The sequence below is a fragment of the Agromyces sp. NBRC 114283 genome, assembly GCF_030268405.1.
GTDB classification, from domain to species: Bacteria; Actinomycetota; Actinomycetes; order Actinomycetales; family Microbacteriaceae; genus Agromyces; species Agromyces mediolanus.
Genome location: NZ_BSQP01000001.1, coordinates 3,536,782 through 3,558,593, shown reverse-complemented (window position 1 = coordinate 3,558,593; position 21,812 = coordinate 3,536,782). Strand labels below are relative to the sequence as shown.

The following is a 21,812-nucleotide window of genomic DNA, read 5'->3' as shown; positions in this document are numbered from 1 at the left end:
CCCACCATCCTGACGCGGCGGCGGCCGGGCCGCCAGCCCGCCGCTGTCGCGGAATCGCGGCGGCTCCGGACAGATTGACGGGCTGCGCCCGCCCGTCGCGCGGTCAGGCCGTGGGGGCGTGCTGCTCGAGGAACTCGTACACCTCGGTCTGGTCGACGCCCGGGAAGGTGCCGGTCGGGAGGGCGGCGAGCAGGCTCGTCGGCGTGCGCGCGGCCGGCCACGAGGCATCCGCCCACTTGTCGGCGAGTCCCTCCGGCGCCTGGCAGCAGCTCGGGTCGGGGCAGCGGGACACGGCGCGGTGCGGCGTCTCCCGGCCGCGGAACCACTTCACGTGCTCGAAGGGCACGCCGACCGAGACCGAGTACTCGCCCTCCTTCGCCTTCTCGATGCGGGAGGTGCACCAGAAGGTGCCGGACGGAGTGTCCGTGTACTGGTACCAGGGGCTGAAGCGGTCCTCGACGTCGAAGACCGTGCGGGCCGTCCAGTTGCGGCAGACGGTGGTGCCCTCGACGGCGCCGAGCGCATCGGAGGGGAAGCGGACGCGGTCGTTCTCGTACGCCTTGATAATGGTGCCGGACTCGTGCACCTTCATGAAGTGCACCGGGATCTCGAGGCGGGCGGTCGCCAGGTTCGTGAAGCGGTGGCCGGCCGTCTCGTAGGAGACCGCGAAGTGGTCGCGCAGCTCCTCCATTGAGATGCGGCGCAGGTTCTTCGCCTCCGCGAGGAAGCGGACGGCGGCCTGCTCCGGCAGGAGGATCGCCGCGGTCAGGTAGTTCGTCTCGACCCGCTGGCGCAGGAACTCGCCGTAGTCGCGCGGCTCCTCGTGGTGCAGCAGGTGGCTCGCGAGCGCCTGCAGGATCGGCGAGCGGGAGTCCCGGGAGGGGGACTGCTGGGTCGGCAGGTAGATGCGCCCGTGCCGCTTGTCGGTGACGGAGCGGGTCGAGTGCGGCAGGTCGCCGACGTAGTGCAGGGAGTAGCCGAGGTGCGAGGCCATGTCGGCGACGAGCTGGTGCGAGACCGGACCGCCGGTGTGGCCGACCGCTTCGAGGAGTTCGGCGGCGACGCGCTCGAGCTCGGGATAGAAGTTGTCGCGGGCGCGCATCTCGGCGCGGAGTTCGGCGTTCGCGCGGCGGGCCTCCTCCGGCGTCGCCGCTCGCTCGCGGTGCAGACGGTCGATCTCGTTGTGCAGCGCCAGGATCGTCTGCAGGGTTTGGTCGCTCATCGTCTTCGCGACGCGGAACGGGTCGAGCCCGAGCGCCGAGAAGACCGGACCGCGCTGCGCGCGCTCGACGGCGATCTCGAGGGCGGCGCGCTCGCTCGGTGCGTCGGCGCGGAGCAGCTCGTCGACCGAGGTGCCGAGCGCGAGGGCGATCGTGCGGAGCATCGAGAGGCGCGGTTCGCGCTTGCCGTTCTCGATCGCGGAGACCTGGCTGGGCGCCCGGTCGATCGCGCGGGCCAGCTCGCCGAGGGTCAGGCCGCGGGCGGTGCGGTGCTCGCGGATGCGGCGGCCGAGCGTGAGCGCGTCGACCTCGCCGGAGGTGGCGGCTTCGGCGGCGGCGGCAGCGGTGCCCGGCTCGGACCGGGATCGATCGACGGCGATCATGTCAACGATGGTCACACGCGATGGCGGATGCCGCAAACGGAACTTCTGCGAAAGTTCTGGTCTAGTCGGGTGTTGATGCGGATTCGCTGGGCTGATTCGGGCGGATTCGCGAGGAACCGGGTGAAGAAGCGCCGAACTACCGAATCGCCGGAGCTTGGGCGGGTGCGGCGTGCTGCTGGTCCGGGATCGCGGCGGATCAGCGCCGGGTCAGGATCTCCTCGGCGCTCGCGAGCTCGGCGTAGCTGTCGCCGAGCGCGGCCATGAACGCGGCATGCACCTGGGCGGCCGGCACGGTCACGCCGTCGAAGCTGAGATCGGGTGCCGCGCAGGCGTCGTGCACGACGGTGACCTGGAAGCCCAGGTCGGCCGCGGCCCGGACGGTGGCGTCGACGCACATGCTCGACATCATGCCCATGACCACGAGCTGCGGTGCGGCCTCGGCGATGGTCGGGGTGTGGTGCTCGCGGAGCACGACCTCGAGCCCGGTGCCGATGAAGGCGTTCGGCAGCGCCTTGGTGAGCACGGTCTCGCCCTCGAGCGGTGCGACGCTCGGGTGGATCTCGACGCCCGGGGTGCCCGGCTGGAAGAACGCCGCGTCCGGAGCGTCCCAGACGTGCTGGATGTGCACGACCGGCTCGCCGCGCTCGCGCCATGCCGCGAGCACCTCGCTCGCCCGATCGGCAGCCGCCTCGGGGCCGACCAGCGGGTGCCGGCCTCCGGCGAAGTAGTCCTGCTGGATGTCGATGATGAGCAGCGTTCGGGTCATGCGCTCACGCTAGCGGGAGGTGGCGGGCTCGCGGGAGCCCTCCGGGAACTTCCTCGGGATGCGCCGCGGGGCGTGCCCGGCGGCGTGTTTCGGGTAGTGCTCCGGCGGCTCGCCAACCGTTCAGCGATCACCCGTTCGTTGGCGCGATTGCCTGGACGGGGCACCTGCTGCGGATCGAGATGCGCCGGCGGGGTGAACCAGCTGTGATCGTCGCGCACGTGGATGCGCCAACCGTCCCGGTGGACCCGATGGTGGTGGTGGCTGCAGAGCATGATGCCGTTGCCGGTATCGGTGCGGCCGTCGTCGCGCCGCCACCACGCGATATGGTGCGCCTCGGCGTAGCCCGGCGGTCTGAGGCATCCGGGCCAGGCGCAGCCGCCGTCCCGGTCGACGAGCACGAGCTTCTGCTCGGTGCTGAACAGTCGGGCCGCACGGCCCAGGTCGAGCCGAGCGCGGCCGTCGCCGAGCAGGAGCGGGCTGATGCCCGCGCTCAGTGCGAGGGCGCGGGCGGTCGCGATCGAGACGGGCTGCTCGATGCCGTCGATCGTCGCGTGCCCCTCGCCGCTGGTCAGCGCCTCGGCGTCGACTCTGGCGACGACGGTGACGCGACGAAGCGCGGTCGGACCGTCGCCGCAGCCCAGGGCGTGCCGGGCGAGGTCGGCGAGCGCGTCGGCGTTGAGCTGCGCGATCGAGCGGTCTTCGCGGAACAACGGATCGAGAGAGACGGGGCTGACGGGGTCGTCGTTGCTGCGGTTCCCGCCTCCGCGCGCGGCGCTTGCCAGTGCGCCGCTGTCGAGTGCGCCACCGCCGCTCCCTGCGTGGTCGGTGCGGTTGCTGCCTCGCCCGGCGCGCAGCGCGGCGCCGACGAGCGCGTCGACCGCGGCCTTGATCGCGGCTCCGCTCTCGGGATCGAACGCGCCGCGCACGAGCACCATGCCGAAGCGGTCTTCACGGATCGAGAGCGATCGTCGAGCGCGGAGCTCGTCTTCGCGCGGTTGCACTCCGTCGGGGTCGAGGTGAGCTTCGAGTCGCTTGATGAGGCCGTGCACGCCGTCGACGCCGACGACGGGCGCGCGTTCGACGAGCAGGGCTTCGGCTGATGCGAGCGCCTCGGGTTCGCAGCGGAGGGCGATGCGATCGAGGAAGCGAACGATGACGCCGGCCGCATCCACGCAGAGTTCGCCCCGGTGCATCGCCGCAGCGACGAGCGGGCGTTTCGCCGGGAGCTGGTCGTCGAAGAAGCTACGCCTGGCGGAGATCGCCCGTCCGACTTCGATGAGGCGAATCGCGTCGATGCCTCGCCCGCCGCTGACTGCAGCGAGGAGCCTGGCCGCGTTGGGGAAGCCGTGCTCGCGGGCGAGATCGGCATCGACCTCTCCGCACGAGCGGTCGGCGAGTTCGGCCGCGCACCGCGCCTGCAGGGCCTCGAGGGCGCGTGCCGCTCTGGCGAGTGCTTCGACCGTGCGCACCAGCCCCGCTCCGCTCATCGCGTGCACCTCGGCGTCGACGCCGCTCGCCGCCCCGGCCAACGCGCCCGCCCAGGTCGCGACGGCGTCGGCAGCGGCTTCGGCGAAGGGGGTGACGGCGGTCGTGGAGTGCATACCCCTATTCTGCCCGGGGTGCGCCATACATTCGAAGAAATGTTCGGGCTGTGGAAAACTCCGTACGCCTTGCTGGGCTCGGATACGCTCGGGGCTGCCCACGAATACGGCACTCCGAGAGATTCTCCCGCGCCGAATGGTCGGGGTCGACACCCGGAGGGAAAAGAGATGAGATTCGAATACAGCTACGAACCACGGCACGCGGGGTTACTCGTGCTCGGTGTCCGCCGCGCGGTCGCGAGCCGCGAGCACCTCAGGGACATGCGCCTCTGCCCACTCACGCATCGCCCGAATCGGGTCGAGCAGGGAGATGCCGAGCTCCGTGAGCGAGTATTCGACGCGCGGCGGAGAATCGCGGAACGCTCGACGCACGATCAAGCCGTCGGCCTCGAGCGCGCGCAGCGTCTCGGTGAGCACCTTCGGGGTGACACGGCCGACGCGCTCGCGGAGCTCGCCGAAGCGCAAGGTGCCGCCCCGTTCAAGTGCGAGCAGCACGAACATGGTCCAGCGTTCGCCGATCCGCTCGAACACTACGCGGCTCGGGCACTCCGGCGCGAGCACGTCGCGCGCCTCCTCGAAGGCGGAGGCGGAGGCGGAGGCCGCAGCGGCAGAGGCGGTGGCGGTGGCAGTGGCAGTGGCAGTGGCAGCGGCGGCGGAGCCGGTGGCAGCGGCGGCGGCAGTACTGTGTGCGTTGGGTTGAGGCATCGGCGGCCTCCCGTCCGGCGTCGTGGTTTCCTCGAGGGAAGTTCCGTTGAAGTAACCGGCGGTGCATCCATAGCGTTGCCGACATGAGAATCCTACTGACCGGGGCAACCGGGACCATCGGCTCGGCGGTGCTCGACGAGCTCGTCGAGGCTGGACACGAGGTGCGAGCGGTCGTCCGGAGCGAGCAGTCGGCGCGGGCGGTCGCAGCACGAGGTGCCTCCGCGCGGCTCGGCGAGGTGACGGACGCCAGCTGGTTCGGCGCCGAGCTCGCCGAGGCCGAAGCCGCTATCCACACCGCCGCGCCGGCGAGCGGGGCGCCCGAGTTCGACGCAGCCGTCCTCGACGCCGTCGGGAACGCGTTCGCGACGACTGGGCGCCGGTTCGTGCACACGAGCGGGATCTGGGAGTACGGTTCGGGCGCGAGCCTCCAGGACGACGGTCCGCTCGACCCGCCGGAGATCGTGGCGTGGCGCGTGCCCCTCGAGGAGCGGCTCCTCGCAGGGCCCGTTTCCGCGACGATCATCGCACCGGGCGTCGTCTACGGCTCCGGAGGGATTCCCGAGCTCCTGACGACGCCGGGCCCGGATGGACGGGTCCGACTCGTGGGCGACGGCCGACAGCACTGGAGCCTCGTGCACCGGGACGACCTGGCGCGGCTCTACCGCATCGCCGTCGAGCATCCGCAGGAGCAGGGAAGGCTCATCGCGGTCGATGGCCGACCGCAGAGCGTACGTGCGATCGGTGAAGCGACCGTCGCCTCGGGGCGGGCCAGCGCCGTGGTCGAGGAATCGGTCGACGAGTCGCGGGCGCGGCTCGGCACGCCCTTCGCCGACGCCCTGTTGCTCGACCAGCGCGCGCTCGGCGAGAAGGCGCGCGCGCTCGGCTGGCGGCCCGCTCACCTGAGCCTGCTCGAGGAGGTGTTCGGCGACGGAGCTCGGTGACGACGACGCGCGACGGCGACGGATTTCGGTGACGACGGAGCTCGGCCACCAAGGAGCTCAGGACGACGGAGCTCACTAGGGACCCGAGCACGGCGACGACGGAGCACGACCGCGACGAAGCGCAGTGGAGGCCGGGCGCCCGGCATCCCGCCGGTATCGTCGACGGATGGACCTCCTCGACGTCTGGCCTGTCTTCCGCCTTCGGCTGCGCACGCCGCGGCTGGAGCTGCGCCCGGTGCGGGACGCCGATCTCCCGGGGCTCGCCCAGGCAGCACTCGACGGCGTCCACGACGCTGAGCGCACGCCGTTCGGCTTCCCGTGGACGGACGCGCCGCGCGAGGAGCTCCTGCCGAATCTCGCGCGGTTCGTCTGGCGCGAGCGCGCGGGCGTCGTCCCCGAGGAGTGGAACCTCCTCTTCGCGGTGCTCGAGGATGGCCGCCCGATCGGCGTCCAGGATCTGCGGGCGACGAACTTCGCCGCGCTCCGCACGGTGTCGAGCGGGTCGTGGCTGACACGTTCCCGCCAAGGCCTCGGCCTCGGCACCGAGATGCGCGCCGCCCTGCTCCTGTTCGCGTTCGACCACCTCGGCGCGACCGTCGCGGAGTCGGAGGCGTACGACTGGAACTCGCCATCGCTGGCCGTCTCGACGAAGCTCGGCTACCGGGAGAACGGTGTCACGCGGCGCTCGCCGAAGGCGGGCGTCGTCGAGGACGAGGTGCGGCTGCGGCTCGAGGCATCCGCGTTCCGGCGACCCGCATGGGAGCTCGAGGTGGACGGGGTCGATGAAGCGCGCCCGTTCCTGCTCGGCGAGTGATCGCCGACTCGATGCTGCCGGCAACTGATTGCGATTGCGAGCGACGGACCGCGGCGGCCCGGGCCTGATCGCGACCCGTGGCCGAGCCGCACGAACCGTGCACCAGCGTGCCAGCGATTCGGTCGGATCCGGGACGGGGACCCCTCCCCATTTTGGGGGAGGCCGCTCTGCTGCTTGGATGGTCGGCGGGGGCCCGGGATCGACCCGGGAACCGGAGGGAACCAGAACCATCATGACCGCAACCCGTAAGATCGCCGCCGTCTCGTTCGCCGCGATGGCCCTGCTGCTCGCCGGCTGCGCCTCGGGCGGCAACGCCGAGGGCACCGCCGCGAAGTCGGAGAAGCAGGCGGAGGCGCCCGCGGCGTCCGAGCAGACCAAGCAGGAGGCCTGCACCGACGTGCAGACCGCGCTCCAGGAGCTCTCCAGCCTGAGCTCGGTCGACTCCAGCGACCCCGCTGCGGCCCTCGCCGCGCTCAAGGAGGCCTCGGGCACCGTCTCGGAGACCGCCGCCAAGGTCGGCAACCCCGAGGTCAAGGCCGCCGCCGACCAGGCCGCCGTCGCGCTCGACGAGTACGTCGTCTACCTCGACGGCATGGTCGCCGACCCGGCCAACGCCGACATCTCGGCCATGAGCGAGCACATCACCTCGCTGCAGGAGTCGGTCACCGAGCTCGGCACCGTCTGCGCCAGCTGACCCGGCCACGCGCCAGCTGACCCGGCCACGCGCCAGCTGACCCGGCCACGCGCCAGCTGACCCGGCCACGGCCCCGCGCCGCAGCGGACCCTGCGACGGGGTGACCGCCCGAGCGGAACCACGACGGCCCGCACCCGAGAGGGTGCGGGCCGTTTCGCGTTTCGGTTCGGTAGAGGCGCGCCCGAGGCCTCAGGCGTCCCCGGCCGCGTGCACCCGCTCGCCCTCGACGAAGGTCTGCAGCACTCGCGTCGCCCCGATCTCTTCGGCCGGCCCGGCGAAGGGATCCCGGTCGAGCAGGGCGAAGTCGGCGAGCTTGCCGACCGCGATCGTGCCGGTCTCGTCCAGGTGGTTCACGTACGCCGAGCCCGCCGTGTACGCGGTGAGCGAGGTCGCGAGGTCGATCGCCTGCTCGGGCAGGAACGGCGGGTACTCGCCCTCCTTCTCGCCGGGCGCCGAGACGCGGTTCACCGCGACGTGGATGGCCGCGAGCGGGTTCGGCGTCGACACCGACCAGTCGCTGCCCGCCGCGAGCACCGCGCCCGAGCGCAGCAGATCTCCGAAGGGGTACTGCCAGGCGTCGCGGGGCGAGCCGAGGAACGGCAGCGTCAGCTCCACCATCTGCGGCTCGAGCGCCGCCCACAGCGACTGCATGTTCGCCGCCACGCCGAGCTCGCGGAAGCGCGGCACGTCGTCCGGGTGCACCACCTGCAGGTGCGCGATGTGGTGCCGGTGGTCGTTCCGGCCGTTGCGGGCGATCGCGTGCTCGACGGCGTCGAGGCATTCGCGCACCGCCCGGTCGCCGATCGCGTGGAAGTGCAGCTGGAAGCCGAGCTCGTCGAGCAGAGGCGCCGCCTGGTTCAGGAGCTCCGGCGGCACGAAGGAGATGCCCGAGTTGTCGGTCGGGTGCCCGTGGCCGTCGCAGTACGGCTCGAGCATCGAGGCCGTGAAGTTCTCGGCGACGCCGTCCTGCATGATCTTCACGCTCGTCGCGGCGAAGCGGCCGCCGCGGTACTCCTCGCGCTTCGCCAGGAGCCCGTCGATCTGCTCGAGCCCCTTCGCGCGGTCCCACCAGAGCGCGCCGACGACGCGCCCGGTGAGCCGGCCGGATGCCGCGGCCGAGAGGTACGCGCGGCCGGGATCGTCGCCGACGCCGTAGTCGCCGACGATCGCGTCCTGCCAGGCGGTCACGCCGAAGGAGTGCAGGTACCGCTGCCCCTCGAGCACCGCCGCTTCGAGCTCCTCGGGCGTCGTGGCGGGCAGGTGCCGGCGCACGAGGTCCATGGCGCCCTCGTGCAGCGTGCCGCTCGGTGCGCCGTCGGCGTCGCGCTCGATGCGGCCGTCGGCGGGATCGGGCGTGTGCCGGTCGATTCCGGCCAGTCGCAGCGCGGCGCTGTTCACCCAGGCGCCGTGCCCGTCGCGGTTCGGCAGGAACGCCGGCCGGTCGGGCAGCACCCGGTCGAGCGCCGCAGCCGTGGGCGTGCCGCCGGGGAACGCGGACATGCCCCAGCCGCCGCCGAGGATCCACGGGGCATCCGGGTGCGCCGCCGCGTACGCCGCGATGGTGTCGAGGTAGGCGCCCTCCGTCTCGCCGTCGCGGAGGTCGCAGCGCAGCATGTCGAGCCCGCCCCAGACGGGGTGCACGTGCGCGTCCTGGAAGCCGGGCACGAGCAGTCGGCCGCGCAGATCGACGTGCTCGGTGCCCGGGCCGATGAGCTCCCGCACGTCGTCGTCCGCACCCACGGCGACGATGCGGCCGCCCGAGACGGCCACGGCCGAGGCGCGCGAGCGCACCGCGTCGGCGGTGAAGACGGGGCCGCCGGTGAAGACGAGGTCGGCGTGAGGCATCCGTGAGTCCTTTCAGTGGGGCGCGACGGGCGCGCACGAGGCGAGCAGCGCGAGCGGTGCGAAGGCGCGCGAGCAGCAGGGGAGCCGATGAGCGCGGCGGCTCAGCCGCCGCCCATGGTGCGCGCGATGTCGGCGGCGGAGTCGCCCGCGCGCCGCAGCACGTACGCGACGAGGCCGAGGGCGATGAGGGTCAGCACGAGCATGATCGTCGACACCGCGGCGATCTCCGGTCGCAGGCCGCTGCGCAGCGCGCTCAGCACGTACACGGGCCACGGCGTCGTGCCCGACACCTGCACGAACGCGGCGATGACGGTGTTGTCGAGGCTCAGCGTGAACGACAGCAGGAAGCCGGCGAGGACGGCGGGCATCGCGAGCGGCAGCGTCACCCGGCGGAAGGTGGCGGGCGGCTTCGCGTAGAGGTCGGCGGACGCCTCCTCGAGCTGACCCTCCTGGCCGACGAGCCGGGCCCGCACGAGGTACGAGACCACCGCGACCGAGAACAGCGAGTGGCCGATCACGAGCCGCACGATGCCGTCGTTGAACAGCCCGATGCCGAGGTCCTGGCCGAGGACCACGAGCCACGGCAGCAGCGCCACCGCGTCGACGATCTCCGGCGTCACCGAGACGAGCAGCAGCAGGCCGAGGAACCACCACACCCACTTGCCGGGGTGGCGCGCCATCGCGATGCCGGCGAGGGTGCCGAGCAGCGTCGCGACGACGGCGGCGATGAACCCCGTCTGCACCGAGATCCAGACCGCGTCGCGGATCGCGGGCTTCTCGAAGAGCGCGAGGAACGAGTCGAAGCCGAAGGACTGCCACGACACGAGCAGGCGCCCCACGTTGAACGACGACACGATGATCACGAGGATCGGCGCGAAGAGGAACACGAAGACGAGCACGCCCCAGACGCTCAGGACGACATCCGACCACGACCGCTGCTTCATGCGGCCACCTCCTCGACGGGCTTCGACACGGCGGATGGCTCGGGCTCGCCGAGCACGAGCCGGTTCCGGGTGCGGAACGGCAGCGTGACGAGCCAGACGAGGCCCGCCCCGACCGCGACGGTCGCCATGATCACGATGATGAGCAGCACCGCCATCGCCGAGCCCAGCGCCCAGTTCTGAGCGGTCTGGAACTGGCTCGCGACGAGCTGGCCGACCATGTTCCCCTTCGCGCCGCCGAGCACGGTGGCCGTGATGTAGTCGCCCATCAGCGGGATGAACACGAGGAGCACGCCGGCGACGACGCCGGGGCGGGCGAGCGGCAGCGTGACGCGGAAGAAGGTCGTCCACTTGCCTGCGCCGAGGTCCTTCGACGCTTCGCGCAGCGGGCCGCTGACCCGGTCGAAGGCGACGAAGAGCGGCAGGATCATGAGTGGCAGGTAGTTGTAGACCACGCCGAGCAGCACGGCCCCGCGGGTGTAGAGCAGCTCGAGGGGGCCGTCGATGAGGCCGACCGCCTGCAGCGCGCTGGACAACCAGCCCTCGGGGGCGAGGATCACCTGCCAGCCGATCGTGCGCACGAGGAAGTTCGTCCAGAACGGCACCATCACGAGCGCGACGAGCAGGCCCCGGCGCGACGGCGGCGCCTTGACGGCCATCCAGTACGCCACCGGCAGGCCGACGAGCAGGCAGATCACCGTGCCCGCGATGCCGACCCAGAGCGTGTTCTGGAACGTCGCGAAGAAGGTCGGCGACATCGCCTCGGCGTAGCGGTCGAAGCTCAGCACGTCGTTGGCGTGGGTGCCGAAGATGCCCGGTTTGTAGCCGAAGCTGAACCAGATCACCATCCCCACCGGGGCGACGAAGAAGACCAGCAGCCACACCCACGCCGGGAAGGCGAGGGCGACGCCGGCGCTCTTACGCACCGGCCGCCGCCTTCATCGTGTTCCAGATCTCCACGACGCGCTCCTGCGCCTCGTTCACCTCGCCCTCGTGCATCGTCTCGATCTGCTCCGGCGTGAAGAACACGAGGTCGAGCATGGGCAGCTCCGCGTCGGCCGCCGCCTGCTCGATGCCGGTCGCGCCCGTGTGGTAGCCGATGTAGTCGAGTTCGGCGAGCGAGTTCTCGGGGGTGAGCACGTAGTTGATGAAGGCGTGCGCGGCCTCGGGGTTCGGCGCGCCGGTGGGGATGGCCCAGTTGTCCATCCACAGTTCCGTCGCGGGGGAGCCGAGCACCCACTGCCAGCGGCTGGGGTCCGGGCTCTCCAGGATGCCGAGGCGGGCGTCGCCGTTCCAGGACTGCATGAGCACCTGGGTGCCCTGCGGGATCGCCGAGCCGCCGGGGTACGAGTCGAAGGCCGCGACGTGCGGGGCGAGGGTGTTCACGAGGAAGTCCTCGGCCGCGTCGAGATCGGCCGGGTCGGTCGTGGTCCAGTCGATGCCGTTCGCCCAGAAGTAGATGCCGGTGAGCTCGGCGGGGTCGTCGAGCACGCTCGTCTTGCCGCTCGCCTCGTTCTGCGCGGCGTCGATGAAGTCGTTCCAGTCCTTCAGCTCGCGCGTGATGACCGTCTTGTCGTAGACGAAGCCGGTGGTGCCCCACGCCTTGCAGATGGAGTACTCGTTGTCGGGGTCCCAGGCCCGGCCGAGGAACGCCGGGTCCATGTGCTCGATGTTCGGGATGAGCTCCAAGTTGAATTTCTGCAGCAGCCCGTTCTCGATCATCTGCGGGATGAACGTGCCGGTCGGCACGACGATGTCGAAGCCGCTCGTGCCCTTCGCCGCGACGAGCTTCGAGATGAGCTCCTCGTTCGAGTTGAAGGAGCTGAGCGTGATCTTCGGGCCCAGCTCCTTCGTGAACGCCTCGAGCACGTCGGGCGCGTCGTAGTCGCCCCAGGTGTAGATCGAGAGCTTCGACTCGAGCGGGCCGCCGGTCGCGACCGGGGCGTTCTGGGCGCCGCCGCCCGGGCTGCACGCGGCGAGCACGCCGGTCGCGCCGGCCGCGACCGCGGCGCTCAGGAAGCCGCGGCGGCTGAGCTCGCGGCGGATGACCTTCGCGGCGTCGGTGCTCGCGAGGATCCGCACGGTGGGGGTCGATTCGGTCATGGGGTCCTCCTGGGTGGTTCTGCGGGACAGCGGGGCGGAGCGGATGCCGGGACGGTCACGCGGTCGGCGGGGCCACGTAGCCCCCGGCCTGCGCGGCCTCGTCGGCCGGGAAGAGCAGCACGCTCTCGGCCGACCAGGAGCAGCGCACGGTCTGGCCGAGTTCGAGCGTCGGCGCCTCGGGGGTGGGGCGCCGGGAGATGAGGCTCTGCTCCTCGCCGAGCCGCACGAGGTACTGCATGGTCTCGCCGAGGTGGGAGACGCCGAGCAGGGTGCCGCGCACCGAGTTCGGTGCGGCGGGCGCCGCGGCGTCGTCGGCCTCGATGCGCACGAACTCGGGACGCACCGCGGCCTGGCCGTTGGCCAGGCCGGCGAGCGCCGCGCCCGTGCCCTGCACGACGGCGTGCGGCGACTCGACGGCCGCGCCGCCCGCCACGACGGGGCCGCGGAAGAAGTTCTGCTGCCCGACGAACGCGGCGACGTACGCCGACACCGGGCGGGCGTAGATCGTGTCGGCATCGGCGAGCTGCTCGATGCGGCCGTCGCGCATGATGGCGATGCGGTCGCTCATGGAGAGCGCCTCGCCCTGGTCGTGGGTGACGAAGACGAAGGTGATGCCGAGCCGGGACTGCAAGAGCTTCAGTTCGAGCTGCATCTCCTCGCGGAGCTGCCGGTCGAGGGCGCCGAGCGGCTCGTCGAGGAGCAGCACCGCGGGGCGGTTCACGAGCGCGCGGGCGAGGGCGATGCGCTGCTGCTGGCCGCCCGAGAGCTGGGTCGGCTTGCGATCGGCGAAGCGGCGCATCTGCACGAGCTCGAGCGCCTCGGCCACGCGCTCGCGGAGCTCGGACTTCGGGGTGCGCCGCTGCTGCAGGCCGTAGGCGACGTTCTCCGCGACGGACATGTGCGGGAACAGGGCGTAGGCCTGGAACACCGTGTTGACGTCGCGCCGGTACGGCGGCAGCCCCAGCACCGAACGCCCGGAGACCCGGATGTCGCCCTCGTCCGGCTGCTCGAAGCCGGCGATCATGCGCAGCGTCGTCGTCTTGCCGCAGCCCGAGGGGCCGAGCAGGGAGAGGAACTCGCCGGGCTCGATCGTGAGCGAGACGCCGTCGACGGCGGTCTGATCGCCGTAGCGCTTCGTGACCCGGTCGATCTCGACGGAGCCCGCCCGAACACTGGATTGGGAGGCCGTTCTCGCCTCGGTCGCCGTCGTCACCTCGTGGTACCTCCCGGGTCTGCAGCGCGCCACTTCGCACGCCGCCGTTCACTCGCGTGCCGCCATTCAACCGCCGGGGCCGGGTGGGGGCAATGGTCGCGTGCAGAACCGGACGATCCATCGCCCGCCGTGAGCGAACGGCGACAGTTCGTCCGAGCTCTCGTCACCGCGCCGAAACCCGAGCGCGGTTCGGAGGGGCTATAGCGCCGTGCAGCCCCGCTGCGACGGGTGCTTTTCCGCGGCGCAGAACTTCCCGGAAAGTTCACCCCCCGGATCGTCGCCCGCGCCCCTCACGGCGGACGCAGCATGGATGGCACCACAGCGAACCGCACCCGCGGCGAACTCGAACGGAGCACGACGATGAGCACCCCCTTCCGCCCCGGCGACCAGACCCAGACCGCTGCCGAGCTGCAGCTCGAGTGGGACGCGAACCCCCGTTGGGAGGGCGTCCGGCGCGACTACACCGCCGAGGACGTCATCGCCCTGCGCGGTCCGGTGCGCGAGGAGCGCACCCTCGCCAAGCGCGGCGCCGAGCGGCTCTGGGAGGACCTCCAGCGCAACACCGGCACCGCGTTCGCCCCGATGGCCGAGCCCGAGTGGTCGGCTGCGCTCGGCGCCCTCACCGGCAACCAGGCCGTGCAGCAGGTGCGCGCCGGGCTGAAGGCCATCTACCTCTCCGGCTGGCAGGTCGCCGCCGACGCGAACCTCTCCGGCCAGACCTACCCCGACCAGTCGCTGTACCCGGCGAACTCGGTCCCCGCGGTGGTCCGCCGGATCAACAACGCGCTGCTGCGCGCCGGCCAGATCGAGACGGGGGAGGGGTCGGCCGAGCAGGAGCAGAAGGACTGGATGGCCCCGATCGTCGCCGACGCCGAGGCCGGCTTCGGCGGCCCCCTGAACGCCTACGAGCTCATGCACCAGATGATCGAGGCGGGCGCCGCCGGCGTGCACTGGGAGGACCAGCTCGCGAGCGAGAAGAAGTGCGGCCACATGGGCGGCAAGGTGCTCATCCCGACGAGCCAGCACATCCGCACCATCAACGCCGCCCGGCTCGCGGCCGACGTCGCCGGGGTGCCGTCGATCATCATCGCCCGCACCGACGCGCTCGCCGCGACCCTGCTGACGAGCGACCACGACGAGCGCGACCGCCCCTTCGTCACCGGCGAGCGCACCGCCGAGGGCTTCTACGAGGTGCAGAACGGCATCGAGCCCGTCATCGCCCGCGGCCTCGCCTACGCCGAGTACGCCGACCTGCTCTGGGTGGAGTCGGCCGAGCCCGACCTCGAGCTCGCCCGCCGCTTCGCCGAGGCCGTGCACGCGAAGTTCCCCGGCAAGCGCCTGAGCTACAACTGCTCGCCCTCGTTCAACTGGAAGCGCCACCTCGACGACGAGCAGATCGCGAAGTTCCAGCGCGAGCTCGCGGCCATGGGCTACGCGTTCCAGTTCATCACCCTCGCCGGCTTCCACTCCCTGAACCACGGCATGTTCACGCTCGCCAAGGACTACAACGAGCGGCACATGTCGGCCTACGTCGAGCTCCAGGAGGCGGAATTCGCCTCGGAGGCCGCCGGCTACACCGCCACGCGCCACCAGCGCGAGGTCGGCACCGGCTACTTCGACCGCATCGCCACCGCGCTGAACCCGCAGAGCGCCACGCTCGCCCTCGTCGGATCGACCGAGGAAGACCAGTTCTGACGCCCTGAGCGCGCCGAGGCATCCCTCGGCGCGCCGGGCCTCACCTCCACGGAACCAAGGAGACGACCTCATGACCATCGCACCCGCCCTCGACCGCACCGAGCCCCGCCAGAGCGCCGGCGGCTTCGCCACCGTCTCGCCGTGGATCGAGGTGACCGCCCCGCTCGGCGAGCGCTACGAGGAGATCCTCACCCCGGCCGCGCTCGACTTCCTCGCGGCGCTGCACGACCGCTTCGCGCACACCAGGCACGACCTGCTCGCCGCCCGGCTGCAGACCCGCGTCGACGCCGCGAACGGCCGCGACCCCCGCTTCCTCCCCGAGACCGCCGAGATCCGCGCCGACCGCAGCTGGCGGGTCGCGGGCGCCGGCCCCGGGCTCGAGGACCGCCGCGTCGAGATCACCGGCCCGACCGACCGCAAGATGACGATCAACGCGCTGAACTCCGACGCGAAGGTCTGGCTCGCCGACCACGAGGACGCCACGAGCCCGACCTGGCGCAACATCGTCGAGGGTCAGCTGAACCTCGCCGACGCCCTGCGCGGCCGCCTCGGCTTCACGAGCCCGGAGGGCAAGGAGTACCGCGTCGAGCGCGAGCTCGCCGAGACCCCGACGATCGTGTTCCGCCCCCGCGGCTGGCACCTCACCGAGAAGCACCTGCGCTTCCACGACCGCACCGGGCGCGCCATGCACGCCTCCGGCTCGCTCGTCGACTTCGGGCTCTACGTGTTCCACAACGCGCGCCGGCTCATCGAGCTCGGCCGCGGGCCGTACTTCTACCTGCCGAAGCTCGAGTCGCACCTCGAGGCCCGGCTCTGGAACGACGTCTTCGTCTTCGCGCAGAACGCGCTCGGCATCCCGCAGGGCACGATCCGAGCGACGGTGCTGATCGAGACGATCCAGGCCGCGTTCCAGATGGAGGAGATCCTTTACGAGCTGCGCGAGCACTGCGCGGGCCTGAACGCCGGCCGCTGGGACTACATCTTCTCGATCGTGAAGACGTTCCGGAGCCGTGGCCGCCGCTGGGTGCTGCCCGACCGGGCGCAGATCACCATGACCGTGCCGTTCATGCGCGCGTACACCGAGCTGCTCGTGCAGACGGCGCACGGCCGCGGGGCACATGCCATCGGCGGCATGAGCGCGTTCATCCCCGATCGCCGCGACCCGGAGATCACGGAGCGCGCGCTCGCCGCGGTCGCCGCCGACAAGCGCCGCGAGGCGGGCGACGGCTTCGACGGCACCTGGGTCGCGCACCCGGATCTCATCCCGACGGCGCGCGCCGAGTTCGACCGGGTGCTCGGCGAGCGGCCGAACCAGCTCGAGCGGCTCCGCGAGGACGTCGAGGTCACGGCGGCGCAGCTGCTCGACATCCCGTCCGTCGGCGGCGCGGTCACCGAGGCGGGCGTGATCGACAACATCCAGATCGCCATCCGCTACGTGGAGTCCTGGCTCCGCGGCGTCGGCGCGGCCGCCATCGAGCACCTGATGGAGGATGCCGCGACGGCCGAGATCTCGCGCTCGCAGATCTGGCAGTGGCTGCACGACAACACGGTGACGGCCGAGGGCACCCGCATCGACCAGACCTACATCGTGCAGGCGATGGGCGAGGCCGTGCGCGGGCTGCCGCGCTTCGAGGGCGATCGCTTCGACGACGCCATCCAGGTGTTCCGCACGGTGGCGCTCGAGCCGGAGTTCCCGACGTTCCTCACCCTCGGGGCCTACGCCCGCTTCCTCTGAACGCCGCCCCACCCCCACGACTTGCCCGACTTTCATGAAAGTCGGGCAAGTCGTGTTCGGGCAGAATCGGAGGGTGACCGTGCTGACGATCCGCGCCGCCGCGCCCGCCGACCTCGAGGAGCTGGCCGAGCTCGCCGCCGAGACCTTCCCGCTCGCCTGCCCGCCCGGGGCGACCGCCGGGGACATCGCGGCGTACCTCGCGGCCGAACTCACGCCGGAGCGCTTCGCGGCGCACCTGGCCGATCCGGCCAGGGCCGTGCTCCTGGCCGCGGACGAGGACGGCCGGCTGATCGGCTGGTCGATGCTCGTGGGCGGCGAGCCCGGTGACGCGGATGCCGCGGCCGCCGTCGCCGCCCGGCCCACGATCGAGCTCAGCAAGTTCTACACGCACGCAGCCGCCCACGGCCGAGGAGTGGCGGCCGAGCTCATGACCGCGAGCCTCGAGGTCGCCGCGGCGAGCGGGGCCGCGAGCGTCTGGCTCGGCGTGAACGCCGAGAACGCGCGCGCGATCCGCTTCTACGAGAAGCAGGGCTTCGCGCGGGTGGGCACGAAGCGCTTCCGCCTCGGCGGGCGCCTCGAGCACGACCTCGTGCTCGAGCGCGCCTTCGACGCGCCCGCCGGCGACTAAGCGGCGGCCGGCTCCGGCAGCTCGGCCGCGGCGTCGGCCCGGCTCGCGGCGCGCCGGGCGATCCAGCGGATGCCGAGACCCGAGGCGAGGAACACCCCGGCCAGCACGGCCCAGCCGGCGAGCCCGTGCGAGATCGCCGTGGCGTTCACGACGAGGGGCGCCGCGAGCGCGCCCACCGAGTAGCCCATGCCGAACACGCCCTGGAAGGCGCCCGCGCGCACCGGGTCGGCGAGCTCGAAGCTGAGCCCCCAGCCGCCGGCCTGCGAGAGCACCTCGGCGAAGGCGTGCGCGACGGCCGCGATGACGAGCACGGCGATCGCGAAGCCGACGGGCAGCCCGGCGGCCGCGGCGTAGACGAGGCACGCCGCGGCCATCAGCCACGCCGCGATCCCCGAGACGCGCCCGGCGACCCGGAGGTCGTGCGTGCCGCGCGAGGCGGGCACCTGGAAGACGATCACGATCACGGTGTTCAGGATGAGCAGCACCGAGATGAGCACCTCGGGCACGGCCGTCTCGCGGGTGATCCAGAGCGGCACGCCGAGTTCGGCGACGCCGAACTGCATGCCGAAGATCGCGCTGAGGGCGGTGAGCAGGAGGTACCTGGGGTTCCGCCAGGGGGAGTGGCTGCGCCAATCGCGGCGCGCGGTGCGCGCGGCCGCGGCGGTGGCCGAGGCATCCACCGAGCCGGTCGCGGTGACGACCTCGGCGATCGGCGCGCGCGCCGGGGCGTCGACCCGGGCGGGCAGCTTCACGAGCTGCACGAGGCCGAGCAGGTAGAGCAGGCCCGCGCCGACGATGAGCGCCCGGTACGCCTCGGCGGTGCCGATCGCGAGGGCGAGCGCGCCGAGGCCGGAGCCGACCGCGATCGACGCGTTCGTCACGGTGCGCAGCACCGCTCGCGCGCCGACCCGCGCCTCGCCCTCGAAGGCGCGGGCGATGATCGCCGAGCGGGTGGAGTTCGCGCCCTGCTCGAAGAGCCCGCAGACGATCGCGATGACGAGGGCCGTGAGGAAGTCCCCGGCGAAGACGTAGGCGATGAGGGCGACGCCCTCGATGCCGGTCGCCCAGAGCAGCAGTCGCCTCGCGCTCACCCGGTCGGCGAGCCAGCCGCCCGCGAAGGAGGCGAGGACGCCCGCCGCGCTCGCCGAGGCGAGCACGATCGCGACCTCGCCGGGGGTGAGCCCGACGATGAGGGTGAAGTAGAGCACCGTGACCGTGAGGAAGATGCCGCGCCCGACGCGCGAGATGAGGGTCGAGCCGACGAGGATGCGCAGCACGGGGTCGCTCACCGCGGCGGCGAGGCGTTCGCGGAACGGGGGACGGGCGGGGGCGTCGGCGGGCGGGGTGTTGGTCACGGATTCAGTTCTGCCAGAGCCGGATGCCTCGCAAAAACGATGTAGCGTTGTGCTTCATGCTCAGCTACGTCCTCAGCGAGTCCGACGTCGCCGCCGTGCGCTTCGGCATCTCGCCGATGTGCGAGCTCGGCCTCTCGCTGCGGGCGGTCATGATGCCCGCCGGATTCCCGTTGCAGCTCCCGTGGCTCCGGCGCACCGAGGCGGCCCGTGCCGAGCTCGACCTCGAGGTGCTGCAGGCGCTCATCGACGAGCGGCTCTGGACGCCGGACTTCCTGAACCCGCGACCGGCCTCGCCCCTCACCCGCATCGACGAGGAGTTCGCCGCCCTCGAAGCCCTGCCGGTCGAGGTGTTCCTCGCCGACCTCGTCGCCGTGCACGGCCGGGTGCCCGATGCGCTCGCCGGACCGCCGCGGGCCGCGTTCCGGCGGGTCGTCCGCGCGCTCCGCGAACTCTGGACCGCGACCTTCGAGCCCTACTGGCCGCGCATGCGCACCGTGCTGGAGGCCGACGTCGTCTACCGTGGCCGGCAGATCGCGCAGAACGGACTGTCGACGATGCTGAACGGCATTTCCTCCACGGTCGACTACGCCGACGGCGTCGTCGCGGTGCGGCTGCGCGACCCGGCCGATCGCGTGCAGCCGATCGACGGGCACGGCCTCACCCTCGTGCCGACGATGTTCACCCGGCGCGCGTCCGCCCCCGTCGGCGACGGCCCGCCGATGCTGATGTACCCGGCACGCGGGCAGGGTGCGCTCTGGGAGACCGAGCCAGTCGCGAACCCCGCGGCGCTCGCCGGGATCCTCGGCGAGACCCGCGCGAAGCTCCTCGCGGCGCTAGGCGACCCCGCCTCCTCGACCGAGCTCGGCGTGCGCTTCGGCGTGACGACGAGCGCCGTGAATCAGCACCTGCGCGCCCTCCGCGACGCCGGTCTGCTCGTCGGCACCCGCTCCGGCCGGAGCGTGCTCTACCTGCGCAGCGAGCTCGGCTCGGCGCTGCTCGCGGGGCGCGGCGCGTAGCGCCCGCCCGCCGCGAGGCCCCCGTGCGCCGCTATGCTCTGGCCATGCGCATCGCCTTCGCGGTCCTGCGGCTCGTCGCCGCCGCGGCCATCGTGGCCGCCGTGGTCGGCCAGTTCGTGAAGAGCCTGTCCCTCGTTCCCGAGCCGGGCGTCTTCCTGGTGAACTTCTTCAGCTTCTTCACCATCCAGTCGAACCTCATTGGCGCCGTCGTGCTCGTGGTCGGGGCCGTGCTCGCGTTCCGCGGGCGCGACGACTCCCCGGGGTTCGCGCTCGTCCGCGCCTGCGCGACGACGTACCTCACGACGACGCTCGTCGTGTTCAACCTGCTGCTGCGCGACCTCGCGCTCGACCAGGCGGCGACGGTGCCGTGGTCGAACGAGATCCTGCACGTCTGGGCGCCGCTCTACGTGCTCGTCGACTGGGTGCTCGCGCCGGGGCGCCGTCCGATCGGCTGGAACCGGCTCTGGCTCGTCGCCGTCTACCCGCTCGTCTGGGCGGCGTACACGATGGTGCGCGGGCCGATCGCGGACTGGTACCCGTACCCGTTCCTCAATCCCGATGTGGCCCCCGGGGTCGGCTACGGCGGCGTGCTCGTCTACGTCCTCGCGATCGCCGCGTTCATCCTGCTGATGGGGGCCGGCGTCCTCGCGCTCAGCCGCACGAGCTGGCCGTACCCGGCCGACCCGGCGCTCAGCGGCGCGGCGGGTTCGCCTCGAGCCAGCGCGCCACGCCCTCGCGAATCCGTGCGCTGAGCGCGGGGATGCCGTCCTCCCTTGGCGGGGCGACGACGAGCTCGGCCCGAAGGCCTGCGGCCCAGCGCTCGCCGAGCTCGAGCGGGTGCACGGGGTCGCGCTCGGCGACGACGACGAGGGAGCGGATGCCCGCCTCGGGCGCACCCGCGAGCTCCGCGTCGCCCGAGAACGCACGGTTGCGCGGCACCTCGACCAGCCGCACGGCCCGCTCGGCCGCCCGCGGCGAGCCGAACTGGCTGAGCAGCGCCCGCGCCCCCGCCGGCGAGCGGTGCTGCACCGAGCGGTAGTGCCAGCTCTCGCGGAAGTCCTCGACCGCGGCCGGCCCGCGGTCGTGCAGCAGCTGCCCGATCACGGGGAACGGCCGGAGGTGCTCCGGGTAGGGGGTGTCGTCGAAGGAGGGGCGCACGAAGACCGCCCGGTCGACGGGCAGCAGGCCGCGCAGCGCGATGCGCAGGGCGAGGGCCGCGCCCATCGAGATGCCGAGGAGCGTCACCGGACCCTCGGCGAGGCCCGGGTCGAGGGCGAGCGCGTCGGCGACGGCCTCCTCGGCGAGCCGGTCGAGCGCGAAGTCGCCGGGTTCGCCGATGCGGGTCGAGTCGCCGTGTGCGCGGGCGTCGGTCGCGAGCAGGCGCTGCTCGGGGCCTTCGACGCCGAGCAGCGGCGGGGCGAGCAGCTCCAGCGGCTGGCGGCGGTCGGCGCCGAGTCCGTGCAGGAGCAGCGCGGTCACGCCAGGGCGCCCGGCCGGTAGAAGGAGCGGTCCCGCTCGCGGGGCTGCTGCACGGGCGGGCGCGGCCCGATCGCCTCGAGCAGCTCGCCGGCGAGGGTGACGAGGCGCTGGATCTCGTCGTCGTCGCGGTCGACCCAGCGGCAGCGCGGCTCGGGCTCGACGGGCACGAAGTCGTCGTGCTGCTCCCAGACGACGAGGGTGCGCTCGGCGCCGAGCACGTACTGCTGCCACCAGACCTGGCGCAGGTACGAGCGGGGGATGGAGCGCCACGGCTTCGAGGTGGTCTTGATCTCGCAGAGCGTGAGCCGGCCGGCCGCGTCGGCCACGAGGCCGTCGGGCGTGGCGAGGTGGCGGCGCTCGGTCTCGGCGTGGAACAGCAGGCTCGACGGCAGGATGCCGTGGGTCTGCTTGACCCAGGCCGCGATCACGGGTTCGCGCTCGCGGCCGTGGTCGGTGAAGCGGCTGCCGCCGAAGCTGCGCCGGGCCCCGTGCAGCTTCTCGTGGGCTGCCGCGCGGACCGACTCGCGGGTGGCGAGCTTCGCGGCATCCGTCGCGGTGATGCCCTGGCTGCGCGCCCGCAGCCAGGCGACGCGGTCGCCGGAGTCGGCGACGATGCGCCGCTCGTGCGGGTGCGGCTCGTGCCGGAGCGCCTCGGACACCCGCGGGGCGACCTCGTCG

Annotated in this window: 20 protein-coding genes; 8 read left to right on the top strand and 12 right to left on the bottom strand. The window is 72.4% G+C overall.

Going from position 1 to position 21,812, the window contains the following annotated elements:
* Window positions 1-103: 103 nt before the first annotated feature.
* The 4 genes from QSJ60_RS17040 to QSJ60_RS17025 all read right to left on the bottom strand — a co-directional run bounded on the left by QSJ60_RS17040 (window position 104) and on the right by QSJ60_RS17025 (window position 4,675).
* Window positions 104-1,603, bottom strand: a complete 1,500-nt coding sequence (locus QSJ60_RS17040; protein ID WP_285464757.1) for a helix-turn-helix domain-containing protein — start codon at window positions 1,601-1,603, stop codon at window positions 104-106.
* A 196-nt stretch (window positions 1,604-1,799) separates the two neighbouring features.
* Window positions 1,800-2,369 carry a cysteine hydrolase family protein gene (locus QSJ60_RS17035; RefSeq protein WP_285464756.1) on the bottom strand — a complete coding sequence of 190 codons (570 nt, stop codon included), beginning with the start codon at window positions 2,367-2,369 and terminating at the stop codon, window positions 1,800-1,802.
* Window positions 2,366-3,970: an HNH endonuclease signature motif containing protein gene (locus tag QSJ60_RS17030; RefSeq protein WP_285464754.1), complete on the bottom strand. Its 1,605-nt coding sequence runs from the start codon at window positions 3,968-3,970 to the stop codon at window positions 2,366-2,368. The genes QSJ60_RS17035 and QSJ60_RS17030 overlap by 4 nt, the downstream gene beginning before the upstream one ends.
* 207 nt (window positions 3,971-4,177) lie before the next feature.
* On the bottom strand, window positions 4,178-4,675 hold the full coding sequence (locus QSJ60_RS17025) for a winged helix-turn-helix transcriptional regulator (protein ID WP_352230695.1): 498 nt from the start codon (window positions 4,673-4,675) through the stop codon (window positions 4,178-4,180).
* An 83-nt stretch (window positions 4,676-4,758) separates the two neighbouring features.
* Between QSJ60_RS17025 and QSJ60_RS17020 the strand changes: the two genes are divergently transcribed.
* The 3 genes from QSJ60_RS17020 to QSJ60_RS17010 all read left to right on the top strand — a co-directional run bounded on the left by QSJ60_RS17020 (window position 4,759) and on the right by QSJ60_RS17010 (window position 7,124).
* Entirely contained in the window at window positions 4,759-5,616 is an 858-nt protein-coding gene (locus QSJ60_RS17020; protein WP_285464752.1) for an NAD-dependent epimerase/dehydratase family protein, read from the top strand.
* A 166-nt stretch (window positions 5,617-5,782) separates the two neighbouring features.
* A complete protein-coding gene (locus QSJ60_RS17015; protein ID WP_285464750.1) occupies window positions 5,783-6,430 on the top strand; it encodes a GNAT family N-acetyltransferase in 648 nt (215 codons plus the stop codon).
* A gap of 232 nt (window positions 6,431-6,662) precedes the next feature.
* A complete protein-coding gene (locus QSJ60_RS17010; protein WP_285464748.1) occupies window positions 6,663-7,124 on the top strand; it encodes a hypothetical protein in 462 nt (153 codons plus the stop codon).
* A gap of 189 nt (window positions 7,125-7,313) precedes the next feature.
* Here QSJ60_RS17010 and QSJ60_RS17005 read toward each other — a convergent pair whose 3' ends face one another.
* The 5 genes from QSJ60_RS17005 to QSJ60_RS16985 all read right to left on the bottom strand — a co-directional run bounded on the left by QSJ60_RS17005 (window position 7,314) and on the right by QSJ60_RS16985 (window position 13,226).
* Window positions 7,314-8,969, bottom strand: coding sequence for an amidohydrolase (locus QSJ60_RS17005; RefSeq protein WP_285464746.1), 1,656 nt, complete (start codon window positions 8,967-8,969; stop codon window positions 7,314-7,316).
* A 101-nt stretch (window positions 8,970-9,070) separates the two neighbouring features.
* Complete coding sequence (locus QSJ60_RS17000; protein ID WP_189085674.1) at window positions 9,071-9,913, bottom strand: ABC transporter permease; 843 nt, start codon at window positions 9,911-9,913, stop codon at window positions 9,071-9,073.
* Entirely contained in the window at window positions 9,910-10,836 is a 927-nt protein-coding gene (locus tag QSJ60_RS16995) for an ABC transporter permease (RefSeq protein WP_230764656.1), read from the bottom strand. Before QSJ60_RS16995 ends, QSJ60_RS17000 begins: the two co-directional genes overlap by 4 nt.
* A complete protein-coding gene (locus QSJ60_RS16990; RefSeq protein ID WP_285464743.1) occupies window positions 10,829-12,013 on the bottom strand; it encodes a polyamine ABC transporter substrate-binding protein in 1,185 nt (394 codons plus the stop codon). The genes QSJ60_RS16995 and QSJ60_RS16990 overlap by 8 nt, the downstream gene beginning before the upstream one ends.
* A gap of 55 nt (window positions 12,014-12,068) precedes the next feature.
* Window positions 12,069-13,226: an ABC transporter ATP-binding protein gene (locus QSJ60_RS16985; RefSeq protein WP_285464741.1), complete on the bottom strand. Its 1,158-nt coding sequence runs from the start codon at window positions 13,224-13,226 to the stop codon at window positions 12,069-12,071.
* A gap of 360 nt (window positions 13,227-13,586) precedes the next feature.
* Here QSJ60_RS16985 and aceA point away from each other — a divergent pair, with 360 nt between their 5' ends.
* The 3 genes from aceA to QSJ60_RS16970 all read left to right on the top strand — a co-directional run bounded on the left by aceA (window position 13,587) and on the right by QSJ60_RS16970 (window position 17,284).
* Window positions 13,587-14,921, top strand: coding sequence for an isocitrate lyase (gene aceA / locus QSJ60_RS16980; RefSeq protein ID WP_285464739.1), 1,335 nt, complete (start codon window positions 13,587-13,589; stop codon window positions 14,919-14,921).
* Window positions 14,922-14,991: 70 nt separating this feature from the next.
* Window positions 14,992-16,656, top strand: a complete 1,665-nt coding sequence (aceB, locus tag QSJ60_RS16975) for a malate synthase A (protein ID WP_285464738.1) — start codon at window positions 14,992-14,994, stop codon at window positions 16,654-16,656.
* 73 nt (window positions 16,657-16,729) lie between these two features.
* The gene (locus QSJ60_RS16970) at window positions 16,730-17,284 is read left to right on the top strand and encodes a GNAT family N-acetyltransferase (RefSeq protein WP_285464736.1); all 555 of its coding nucleotides are present in this window, start codon (window positions 16,730-16,732) and stop codon (window positions 17,282-17,284) included.
* Here QSJ60_RS16970 and QSJ60_RS16965 read toward each other — a convergent pair.
* Window positions 17,281-18,639: an MFS transporter gene (locus QSJ60_RS16965; RefSeq protein ID WP_285464734.1), complete on the bottom strand. Its 1,359-nt coding sequence runs from the start codon at window positions 18,637-18,639 to the stop codon at window positions 17,281-17,283. The two genes, QSJ60_RS16970 and QSJ60_RS16965, sit on opposite strands and share 4 nt — an antisense overlap.
* A gap of 56 nt (window positions 18,640-18,695) precedes the next feature.
* On the opposite strand from QSJ60_RS16965, the gene QSJ60_RS16960 reads away from it, so the two are divergent.
* Window positions 18,696-19,655 (top strand): ArsR/SmtB family transcription factor, encoded by a 960-nt coding sequence (locus QSJ60_RS16960; RefSeq protein WP_230764644.1) that lies wholly within the window; start codon window positions 18,696-18,698, stop codon window positions 19,653-19,655.
* Between the two features lie 44 nt (window positions 19,656-19,699).
* Window positions 19,700-20,407 carry a Pr6Pr family membrane protein gene (locus QSJ60_RS16955; RefSeq protein WP_285464732.1) on the top strand — a complete coding sequence of 236 codons (708 nt, stop codon included), beginning with the start codon at window positions 19,700-19,702 and terminating at the stop codon, window positions 20,405-20,407.
* Here the strand turns inward: QSJ60_RS16955 and QSJ60_RS16950 are convergent.
* Together QSJ60_RS16950 and QSJ60_RS16945 are read right to left on the bottom strand one after the other, a co-directional pair.
* On the bottom strand, window positions 20,346-21,134 hold the full coding sequence (locus QSJ60_RS16950) for an alpha/beta fold hydrolase (protein ID WP_285464730.1): 789 nt from the start codon (window positions 21,132-21,134) through the stop codon (window positions 20,346-20,348). The genes QSJ60_RS16955 and QSJ60_RS16950 overlap by 62 nt on opposite strands.
* Complete coding sequence (locus tag QSJ60_RS16945) at window positions 21,131-21,793, bottom strand: YqaJ viral recombinase family protein (RefSeq protein ID WP_285465367.1); 663 nt, start codon at window positions 21,791-21,793, stop codon at window positions 21,131-21,133. The genes QSJ60_RS16950 and QSJ60_RS16945 overlap by 4 nt, the downstream gene beginning before the upstream one ends.
* Window positions 21,794-21,812: the final 19 nt, after the last annotated feature.

What these genes read in the sequence shown, in the direction of transcription:
- QSJ60_RS17040 (WP_285464757.1), bottom strand. Translation starts at nt 1,603, where the DNA reads ATGATCGCCGTCGATCGATCCCGGTCCGAGCCGGGCACCGCTGCCGCC.
- QSJ60_RS17035 (WP_285464756.1), bottom strand. Translation starts at nt 2,369, where the DNA reads ATGACCCGAACGCTGCTCATCATCGACATCCAGCAGGACTACTTCGCC.
- QSJ60_RS17030 (WP_285464754.1), bottom strand. Translation starts at nt 3,970, where the DNA reads ATGCACTCCACGACCGCCGTCACCCCCTTCGCCGAAGCCGCTGCCGAC.
- QSJ60_RS17025 (WP_352230695.1), bottom strand. Translation starts at nt 4,675, where the DNA reads ATGCCTCAACCCAACGCACACAGTACTGCCGCCGCCGCTGCCACCGGC.
- QSJ60_RS17020 (WP_285464752.1), top strand. Translation starts at nt 4,759, where the DNA reads ATGAGAATCCTACTGACCGGGGCAACCGGGACCATCGGCTCGGCGGTG.
- QSJ60_RS17015 (WP_285464750.1), top strand. Translation starts at nt 5,783, where the DNA reads ATGGACCTCCTCGACGTCTGGCCTGTCTTCCGCCTTCGGCTGCGCACG.
- QSJ60_RS17010 (WP_285464748.1), top strand. Translation starts at nt 6,663, where the DNA reads ATGACCGCAACCCGTAAGATCGCCGCCGTCTCGTTCGCCGCGATGGCC.
- QSJ60_RS17005 (WP_285464746.1), bottom strand. Translation starts at nt 8,969, where the DNA reads ATGCCTCACGCCGACCTCGTCTTCACCGGCGGCCCCGTCTTCACCGCC.
- QSJ60_RS17000 (WP_189085674.1), bottom strand. Translation starts at nt 9,913, where the DNA reads ATGAAGCAGCGGTCGTGGTCGGATGTCGTCCTGAGCGTCTGGGGCGTG.
- QSJ60_RS16990 (WP_285464743.1), bottom strand. Translation starts at nt 12,013, where the DNA reads ATGACCGAATCGACCCCCACCGTGCGGATCCTCGCGAGCACCGACGCC.
- aceA (WP_285464739.1), top strand. Translation starts at nt 13,587, where the DNA reads ATGAGCACCCCCTTCCGCCCCGGCGACCAGACCCAGACCGCTGCCGAG.
- aceB (WP_285464738.1), top strand. Translation starts at nt 14,992, where the DNA reads ATGACCATCGCACCCGCCCTCGACCGCACCGAGCCCCGCCAGAGCGCC.
- QSJ60_RS16960 (WP_230764644.1), top strand. Translation starts at nt 18,696, where the DNA reads ATGCTCAGCTACGTCCTCAGCGAGTCCGACGTCGCCGCCGTGCGCTTC.
- QSJ60_RS16955 (WP_285464732.1), top strand. Translation starts at nt 19,700, where the DNA reads ATGCGCATCGCCTTCGCGGTCCTGCGGCTCGTCGCCGCCGCGGCCATC.